Origin of the sequence: Paracoccus cavernae, assembly GCF_042430175.1 — a bacterium.
GTDB classification, from domain to species: domain Bacteria; phylum Pseudomonadota; class Alphaproteobacteria; order Rhodobacterales; family Rhodobacteraceae; genus Paracoccus; species Paracoccus cavernae.
In genome coordinates this window covers 1-8,370 of the sequence record NZ_JBHMDZ010000012.1, presented here as the reverse complement: position 1 = coordinate 8,370, position 8,370 = coordinate 1, and the positions used below count along the sequence as shown (strand labels likewise).

Genomic DNA, 8,370 nt, shown 5'->3' with positions numbered 1-8,370 from the left:
TTCATCGATATCGATACATTGCTCTCGGCCGACGAATTTGCGGATAGCGATCATTACACGCGAACCGGCTACTTCAAGATCGCAGATTTCGTAAACAAACGCGCAGAAGAAATTCTCCAGTCACAGTTGACCATCAGAGCAGTCGTGGCTTAGAAAGTGCAAGTAAACGCGCACACTGACCCGCGCAGCGGGTCAGTCCCCCATCCAACTAAGTGTATGGAAGCTAGATTTTCCTTCAACTTGCCTACTTGGTTCTCAAACTCCATCAACATCGGCGCGATTGAAGATGTAAGCGGACATATAGACAAGGTCTGTAATGTGATTCGCATCTTGTGGGAAGAAGACATGGCCTGCACAGATCAGCCAGACAGCGCCGCGTTTGCAAACGACAACCTTAGAGAGAGAGTTTACCTTCTAGGTTTTTGGTTGGATTCCATCGATCAACTTGCCAACGCGCGTGAGCACGTCAGGAGATCTGGTAGAAAAGGTCGCCGCCCCAAATCGGACGAAGCATCAATGTTTATAGACTTCCTTCATCACATATTTCTTAACACGGAAGACGCGTCTCAAACAGGGTCGTTCAGTAAATCTCGACCTAGAATTGCACGTGAGCTATCTTATGCATTTAAGCACAGAATCCCACCGGTTCTAGTAATCCCCTTTCTACGTCACGCAACTCAATCGCGAATTCTGAACCGACAGAAGTTGGGAATTTTTGAAACGTGGCTCCCCACCAATCGTGACCCGGCGCATAACAAATAGCTCATCACCACGTAGACAAAGTTTAGCAATTATTGCCTAAAATGACCAGTAATCTAGGCCACATTACACAGACCATATTTGATGGAAAGCACGTTCAAGTACTTCATGCGCCGAACGAATCCGACTGGACCCTCCTAACTTTCGACATCATGCATGCGCGCGCGAATGGAAAGGTCGCCTTCGCTTCTAAGCTGGCACAAGCTTTGGGAGTTAACTTCATTGGTGTCGTGCCGAAATACCCGTGCTGGTACCCGAAACATGAGATGGATGAGTTAACTGACCTGATCAAAGGAAAGCGTATTGGGCCAATGCTGGCATATGGTGCGTCAATGGGGGGCTATGGAGCGCTCAGATGGGGCAGTCTTTGTGGTGCTCACAGCACGCTAGCGTGCAGCCCTCAAGCTACGATCGAGCCATCGTTGCTGGGCGAGCGAGACAAGAGGTATCAGTTACGGTACATCAGTGAGCTCCACGCCGGAATGCGAGTAAACGAAGAGCACCTCGCAGAGCGCAACTTCGTTATTGTTGACCGCTTTTTCAAGAACGATTTTGTACAAGCAAACTTACTCCCCGCGTCCGATTCTTTACGTACGATTTTTGCTCCATTCATGTTCCACTCAACAGCAAAATGCGTCAGCGGAAGAGAGAATGCAGCGCAAATATTCCATGCGGCACTGGAAGGGGACCACGCTGCGATAAAAGCGGCGATCCGCAGAAAGAGAGTTACTGCTTTCGAACGAGCCGTAAATATTGCCAAGACATGCAACAGGAAGCACCGCCCTCTATTGGCGGAAAAAATTGTCGAAAGGTTGAAGGAAACTCATCCGGTAGATTACGCGCTAGTAACCGCCGACGCCATGAGAAGAAGTGGAAGAAGCAACGAAGCCCGTGAGCTTTATCTAGGAATTATTGAAAGAGATAAAGGCCACAAGTTGGCAAAACAGCACCTGTCGGCTCTCAACACCAACTGCGAATTCGACGTACAGAAATAGGAGAATCGCGCTAAAATCCACTCTGTCGCTGGATCTACATGAGAGTGGCCTCATCATATGAAATGATAGGACAGAAAGTTTGAACAAATCGGAACTTGATCTGTAAAAGTCACCGGTAATCCTCCTCGTTTCACTGGGATGCAAAGTGAGATACGCATTCGTGGCCGGGCATTTGGGGCAGTTTTGCGTTCGCGCAATGAGCAGGTGTCTGCGCATCCAGCTGAGCGGATTCTATAATTGGCTGCAGGCTCCGATGAGTGCGAGCCCGAGAAGACACGCGCCAGAATGAGCTGCTGCACAAGGCCTCGGTCGAGAGTGGCAAGGTCTACGGCTATCGCAAGCTTCATGATGACCTAAATGACCAGAGCGACAGCATCTGCCCGAACCGGGCTGGCCGGCTGGCACAAATTGCAGGGATCAAGGTGCAAATCGGTTATAAGCGTCGCCCCGGCAGCTACGGCGGCAAACCATCGGTCGTGGTCGATAACACTCTGGACCGGAAGGTCGATGTCGATGCGCCAGGCAGGGTTTGGGTGACCGACATCATCCGAACTTGGCAGGTCTTTTCCTGCTTTGCTGTAGTCATCGACGTCCATTTCCGGCGGGTGATCGGCTGGTCTATGCAGAGCCGACAGACAACGGATGTCGTCTTGCAGGCCCTGCTCATGCCGTCCGGCGGCGCAAGCGGCAATCCGGAAATGGATGACCTTCTACAACCACCAGCGCCCTCATTCAGCCGTGGGTGGCCAGCCTCCGGCGCTGGGCTATTGGCAGAGAAATGATATCAACCAACCCGATCAGCAGGTGCAAAGAGTAGCTTAAATTACGCAAGATTCTGTCCAACGATTGGGGAGTAGCTCAACTTGGTCGAGCGTTGCTTCAACGAGTTGAAGAACAGCCATCGGTTGACAACCCGCCACGACAAAACCTTCGCCATTTGTCAACATGACCTAGGTCGTGTTGACAAATGGGATTCCCCTCGGCCTCGGGGCATGATTCAAGCTGGCATCTGCGATGGAGACCAGCTTGGCACGAGATCTTATGTCTGACGAGGAATGGGCGTTCTTTGAACGCTTCATCCTCGCCGTCCGAGCCCCGAATGGACGCAAGCCGACCAACCACCGCCTCGTCCTTGATGGCATTTTCTGGATTGCCCGAACTGGGGCGCCATGGCGGGACCTGCCTGCCGAGTTCGACAAATGGTCAAGCGTTTACCGACAGTTCCGGCGCTGGACATTGTCGGGTCTCTGGGAGGACATCATGAATGTCCTGAACCAGAGCGGAGCCGTGCCAAGCGCCCTGCAAATGATCGACAGCACCGTGATCCGCGCCCACCATCAGGCAGCGGGTGCTAAAGGGGGACTCCACGACAGGGTTTCGGTCGTTCTCGAGGTGGCTTTACGACCAAGATCCACCTCCTCGTCAACGCACACGGGCTTCCCATGAGGACAGAGATTACGCCTGGCCAGACGTCGGACTATCTCGGCTTCGATCAGGTGATGGCGGATAATCTGCCCCGCCCGAGCGTGCTGCTCGCGGATCGCGGCTACGATGCAGACAAGATCAGGGAGGGCATGGAGGCGCGCAATGTCCTGCCCGTGATACCGATGCGCAAGTCCCGCAAGAGGCGGATAGGTGTCGATCGCTCGCTGTATCGCCTGCGTAATCTGGTCGAACGCTGCTTCAACAAGCTCAAGAACGCCAGGCGTGTCGCGACCCGCTACGACAAAACCGCGGAGAGCTTCCTCGGCTTCATTGACATCACATCAATCCGACTCTGGATCCGCCATTTGTCAACATGACCTAGTGAGCTCCAAAAAGGCATCGACTGGGCCTAAAGCTTCCGCTAACATTGCGTCAGATTGAGTTGATTAGACGTCGAATCGGCAATCCGGTGAAGTCAACATTCATTGAATCGCACGGAACCACCTCATGGCGGCGTTCATCGTGCATATGGCCTGTCATAGCAAGGATGCTGTCTTCGTTGGAGATGATGTGCAGCGGGTACTAACGGCAATAGACACAATAGAATCACACTTAATACTTCATGTGAGGAACAATGGCTGACACAACGGTACAAACTCTGTACTTGGGTAATATTGCTAACAACCTGAATCCAAACAACGACTACGATTCCGAAAATGCTAGCGTTCTTTTGGGAATGTCGTTTGGAAGCACCTCAAACCCGCTCTATTTGAGCGGGGCGATTCAGGAAGTTACCTTTACCGACGCAAATGATGATGGCAGCGTCAGGCCAGGCGGCATGGGCGGTGACACCATCAACGGTCAACTTACAACAGGAATGGTTGGGGTTAGCGCGACAGTTATCTATAGCGATGGAACTACCGGAGTTGCACAATTTACCATTGCTCAGAACGTAGGTGGGGATCTCTACATCATCCAATCAACAGGTGCCCATGATGGTGATTTGGACGGCGCCCTTGAGGTCAAGCCCATCTCCTCAATTGTGATTGACTCGATAAGATTCTCAAATTCTGGCGGCAACCTTAACTCCAACATAGATGGCAATGATTTTTCCGTGTGCTTTAACCGGGGCACATTTATTCTCACCGATAGAGGTGAGGTTCCGGTTGAAAACCTGCGTATCGGCGATTTGATCATGACAAAAGACCATGGTCTAAAAGACGTGCGGTGGATTGGTTCTCGTATACTATCGTCAGCCACCTTAGAAATAAACCCACAATTGCGTCCAATTCGGATTCGTTCCGGTGCTCTCGGTCGCAATACACCCACGCAAGACCTAGTTGTCTCTCCCCAACATCGAGTTTTGGTCCGATCAAAAATCGCCCAACGCCTTTTCAACACAGATGAGGTCCTCGTCGCGGCTAAACAGCTACTTTTAATTGACGGTATTGATATTGCCTTTGATATCCACGAGGTGGAATACTTTCACTTCCTCCTGAGCGGTCACGAGGTTGTGATTTCGAACGGAGCTGAGACCGAATCGCTTTACACTGGGCGGCAAGCTTTGAAATCTCTTGGCGCAGAAGCGCTCAAAGAGATTTTTACTATTTTCCCTGAGCTGAGAGATCTAGATGAAACTTCCCGGCCTGAAGAAGCCCGTCTGCTCTTGAACGGTAGACAGGGACGAAAGCTCGCGCAGCGCCATGCACAGAACTCGCGAGTGTTAGTTTCCACTGATACGCTAGGTGTTTCTGTCGAGGCCTGGGATTGATTGAGCTAGTCTGAACTCTAGGTCATGTCGACAGATGACGAAGCGCGATGCACGGGATGTCGTTGAGGCCCAGCAAATCGTCTGAGACTTTGTCGCAGCGGGTTGCAAAGCAAGGACTTTTCTTGAGATTGAAGCATCCTTGGACCAAGTACGGCGGGCTATGGCAGTTTTTCGGCCATCACCAGTTCATAGCCCGTTTAACCTGAACCTGCCCGAGGATGACCTTGGTCTTCATCGGGACGCCAGTGCCGTTAACGCGGACATGCATCTTGGTCGATCACTCACCTCTTGGACGGCTACGAGCCCTTTCGCCCCCCCCATTCTTCGCGTTGGTCGCGTTCTGGCGGGCCTTCATTGCGGTTCCGTAGATCATTTGGAGCTTGTCGAGCACGAGGTCACGCGGTTCCAAGCACCATGGATGACCTCCCACAGTCCCGGTGAGTGTCTAAAGCCGAGGCTGCCGGAAGACTTACGTCCAATTGCCAAACTCCTCTGGCAGGTCTAGTCAAGGCTCACCAGCCGCGTGAGCCAGAAAATGCCATCCAAAACAAGTCGGTGATCTGTAAGCTTCACCCGTTCGGAAGCCGGACGGCTCGAACGAAGCCATCACAGAAGGCCCATTCGTCATCGGATATCAGATTGCGTGCCAAGATCGCATCCCATGTGGAGATGGCCTTGTATAATTGCCGATCGCGCAAGAAAATCCTTTTTGCCAACACAATTTTCTTTCTTTCCCTTTAGCGCTATTTAGACAAATATGTGTTCGTAGTGTGAAACCGGTTTGGAGATTTGCCAAAATGGTTGCGGAATCAAGAAATGAGACGCCCATCCCCGAATGCCCAAGCTGTGGCGCGGCACTCTTTCTTTGCACAGAACCCGACTGGGGGCAGTTTGCAGCTCTCCTTTGCACAAATTGCGGCTGGGAGGAGGAGCCCTGTTTAGATGTGGACACGCCTCCACTCGCGCCCTCAATTGCAACACGCAGATTGATAGGCGGTGGGGAGTTTCATACGCAGGCCCTTTTAGCGTCGTCTCCCCAACCAATCAGATCGCTCCCCCCCAAAATCGAAAGGGACTTTCGGAAGCTTTGCGTCTTAGGAGTAGTGAAGGTTGTCTTTTCCGAAGGTGAGTTCCTCTACCAATTAACAACTCAAAATAACTCCCAATAACTTATCACAGCTCCATTCATCAGTATTGAAGGCCGGCGAGTTCCTGCAGCTTCGCCTGCGCCAGATTGCCCAGCACCTCTTTTCCTGCATCCAATCCGATCACCGCATCCGGCACGCTGATCTGCACATGCTTGAGGATCTCGGCCACCGCTGCCTGCCCGCCAAAGCCGCGCTCGAGCGCAAGCCGCGCGCCGTTGAGCAACGCCGATTGAAGAGCCTCGCGATGGCGGGCCTCGATGTCGATGCCCCATTTGCGCCGCGCGGTGTTGGCGGCCCAGCCAATCAGCGAGGCCACCAGGATGCTTGTAACTTCGAGGATGTGCGGCAGCAGCGCCGCTTTGATGATGTCCATGATCACTGTCCCTTGTTGAGTTTTGCCCAGGTCTGCGCACCGACGATCCCGTCGGGCTTCAGGCCGTTGAGCTTTTGAAAGATCCGCACCGCGGCATCGGTGCGCTCGCCGAAATCGCCGTCGACCTTGCCGAGGACATGCCCCTGCCCCGTCAGCAGCTCTTGGAGGTGGCGGACGGCTTCACCTTTGGACCCGCGCCGCAGAACCGGCGTGAAGGCGGCCGCCTCGATCGCGGTCTGGCCCATAGCCGCAAGGATCCGCGCGCGGAGCTGGTCGCCCACCGCCACCGGATCGCCGGGGCCGTCCATGCCGGGCAGCCAGCAGATGTCCCATTTCCCGTTCTGCTTGATCCCGAGCGTCGGCTGAACCTCGGCATGGCTCAGCACCGTGCGCCGCGTCACGGGGATGCGGTATTTCAGGCAGAGATCGGCAACAAGGGTCACCAGCACATCGNCCATTGGCATTCAAGGTATGGGCGGCATAGGATCCCTTCCTAAGCGGCGGGATCTGCGCTTCGGGTGCATGCTTCCCCGGGGTGATGGTCCCGTCGCGGTCGATCAGGAAGTTGTAGCTGTCCGCCTCGTGCGAGGTCACACCGTCGGCGCCCGCCGTCCAGTGCAGGATGATTCCGTCCATGATGTCTCCGGATATGAAAAACCCCGCTCGACGGCGGGGCGTGCTATGGTCAATTCAGGCTCTCGCGATACCGAACGGAATCGCTTGATCGAGCCCCGGCTCCGGATTGGCTCACGAACGCCAAGTCCGGGGCCGGTTACTTGAGAGCTGCAGCCGCAATCACGACACAACCGGCCATAATCACGCGCAGGCAGAAGGCGCGCAGCGGGCAATCGATTTGCGGTCTCGGATCACGGATTATCACGCGGCAACCTCCCCCGACGAATGCGATGCAAGAGCACATCGAACACGGCCGCGCCGAGCGAGCCGGTGAGATAGGCGACGGTCCCGCCTGCCGCGCCCTCGGGCGCATTGAGCGTGCCGGGCGGCAGGCCGAGCCAATGTCCGACCAGCGGCGCGCCGAGGCCGCCGAGACCGGCAGCAATTGCCGCCCCGATCGCGACATGGCGCAGCGCCTCGAGGGCGGTCACCTTGATGACCAGCGCGTTGGTCGCGCCACCCAGCCCGCCCCACAGCGCGGTACCGAGCACGGGAACGGCAAGAAAGGCCGCCTTGGCCGAAGCCCAGATCGGTGTTGGATCTTCTGTCATTGCGCCTCCTCAACCTTCACGTTCGCGACGATCATCACGCCACCCATTTCAGCAGCGTTGCCATCTGTTCCGCATCGGGGACATGCCGCCACATTCCGAAGCGCTGTTGCCAGCCGTTCAGCGCGGCAGCTGCCCCCGTGCCCGATCCGAGAAACAGGTTGGTAAAATCGGCATTGCCGGCTGCGGCGAAGCTGGCCGTCGCCCCGCCCGGCAAATGGAGGCTGAAGGCCGGCCCGTCCGCGACCAGAACCGCGCCGATGGTGTCCTGTCCCGCCGGCAGATCCACATCAAGGCTGTTCGCGGCCCCGAGGATATTGGCGCGCAGATAATTGTTGCTGTTGGTGTAGCGATAGGTCAGCCGCAGGACCGGCGCGCTGCCCGCCCAGAGGTAGTGCAGATCCTGCGTCAGGGCCGCGGGTGGCAGGCGGATCCTGGTCGCGATCGCCAGCGCGGGAGCGGGGCCGATCTGGGCACCGGCAAGGCTCATGAAGGCCTCGGGGGCGTCCATCGCCTCATTGCCCATGCGCAAACCGTTGGCGGTATAGGTCGGGCGGCGGGCAGCATTGGCCTGAACGAACTGGCGGCCGAGTTTGCCGGTCCATGCCGAGACCTTGCCGTCGGTGACGGTCAGATACTCGGGCTTCACCTCCCAGATATCGATCGGGTTCGCGAT

The 8,370-nt window shown here is 55.5% G+C and carries 8 protein-coding genes and 2 pseudogenes; 5 read left to right on the top strand and 5 right to left on the bottom strand.

Annotation, left to right across the window (positions count from 1 at the left end; translation table 11 throughout):
- Positions 1-803: 803 nt before the first annotated feature.
- The 5 genes and pseudogenes from ACFFUC_RS09715 (at position 804) to ACFFUC_RS09695 (ending at position 4,950) form a co-directional block, all read left to right on the top strand.
- Positions 804-1,754 (top strand): hypothetical protein, encoded by a 951-nt coding sequence (locus ACFFUC_RS09715; protein WP_377685758.1) that lies wholly within the window; start codon positions 804-806, stop codon positions 1,752-1,754.
- Positions 1,755-1,890: 136 nt separating this feature from the next.
- Positions 1,891-2,422, top strand: a pseudogene (locus tag ACFFUC_RS09710) (IS3 family transposase); the annotation flags it as partial.
- Positions 2,397-2,576 (top strand): integrase core domain-containing protein, encoded by a 180-nt coding sequence (locus ACFFUC_RS09705; RefSeq protein ID WP_377685756.1) that lies wholly within the window; start codon positions 2,397-2,399, stop codon positions 2,574-2,576. The pseudogene ACFFUC_RS09710 and the gene ACFFUC_RS09705, both read left to right, overlap by 26 nt.
- A 192-nt stretch (positions 2,577-2,768) precedes the next feature.
- A protein-coding gene (locus ACFFUC_RS09700) for an IS5 family transposase (protein WP_377685754.1) occupies positions 2,769-3,556 on the top strand; the annotation gives its coding sequence in 2 pieces (ribosomal slippage) (positions 2,769-3,108 and positions 3,108-3,556; 789 coding nt in all).
- 257 nt (positions 3,557-3,813) lie between these two features.
- Positions 3,814-4,950: a Hint domain-containing protein gene (locus ACFFUC_RS09695; protein WP_377685753.1), complete on the top strand. Its 1,137-nt coding sequence runs from the start codon at positions 3,814-3,816 to the stop codon at positions 4,948-4,950.
- A gap of 22 nt (positions 4,951-4,972) precedes the next feature.
- Here ACFFUC_RS09695 and ACFFUC_RS09690 read toward each other — a convergent pair.
- The 5 genes and pseudogenes from ACFFUC_RS09690 to ACFFUC_RS09670 all read right to left on the bottom strand — a co-directional run.
- Positions 4,973-5,603, bottom strand: a pseudogene (locus ACFFUC_RS09690) (transposase).
- A 535-nt stretch (positions 5,604-6,138) separates the two neighbouring features.
- Complete coding sequence (locus ACFFUC_RS09685; RefSeq protein ID WP_377685751.1) at positions 6,139-6,471, bottom strand: hypothetical protein; 333 nt, start codon at positions 6,469-6,471, stop codon at positions 6,139-6,141.
- Between the two features lie 2 nt (positions 6,472-6,473).
- Positions 6,474-6,716, bottom strand: coding sequence for a peptidoglycan-binding domain-containing protein (locus ACFFUC_RS20010; protein WP_446686704.1), 243 nt, complete (start codon positions 6,714-6,716; stop codon positions 6,474-6,476).
- 621 nt (positions 6,717-7,337) lie between these two features.
- On the bottom strand, positions 7,338-7,697 hold the full coding sequence (locus ACFFUC_RS09675) for a hypothetical protein (protein ID WP_377685748.1): 360 nt from the start codon (positions 7,695-7,697) through the stop codon (positions 7,338-7,340).
- A 34-nt stretch (positions 7,698-7,731) separates the two neighbouring features.
- Positions 7,732-8,370: hypothetical protein (locus ACFFUC_RS09670; RefSeq protein WP_377685746.1), on the bottom strand; the 639-nt coding region annotated here is incomplete at its 5' end.